Below are 416 nucleotides of genomic sequence, written 5' to 3'. Positions count from 1 at the left end.
GCCGCCGCTGAACATGCAGCTGGTGATGAAGGTGCACTACAAGTCGAACTACGAGAATGCGTTCTGGGACGGCAGCGCGATGTACTTCGGCGATGGTGCCAGCACGTTCTACCCGCTGGTGTCGCTGGACGTGACCAGCCACGAGATCAGCCACGGTTACACCGAGCAGAACTCGGGCCTGGAGTACAGCGGGCAGTCCGGCGGCATGAACGAGGCGTACTCGGACATCGCCGGTGAAGCGGCCGAGTTCTACGACCGTGGCTCGGCCGACTTCCTGGTCGGTGCAGACATCGTCAAGACCAGCGCCGGCATCGGCGACGCGTTGCGCTACATGTGCAACCCGACGCAGGACGGCGGCTCGATCGACAACGCGGCCGACTACTACAACGGACTGGACGTGCATTACTCCAGCGGCG

1 protein-coding gene is annotated in these 416 nt (G+C 63.5%); it reads left to right on the top strand.

Going from position 1 to position 416, the window contains the following annotated elements; all coding sequences use genetic code 11:
- Positions 1-416, top strand: a 416-nt coding sequence (locus tag UU7_RS16215) for a M4 family metallopeptidase (protein ID WP_007810222.1), incomplete at both ends; no start/stop codon positions are given.

The organism is Rhodanobacter spathiphylli B39 (assembly GCF_000264295.1).
Classification (GTDB): domain Bacteria; phylum Pseudomonadota; class Gammaproteobacteria; order Xanthomonadales; family Rhodanobacteraceae; genus Rhodanobacter; species Rhodanobacter spathiphylli.
Note: the sequence above shows the minus strand (reverse complement) of the source record. Positions and strands in the feature narration are given on the sequence as shown.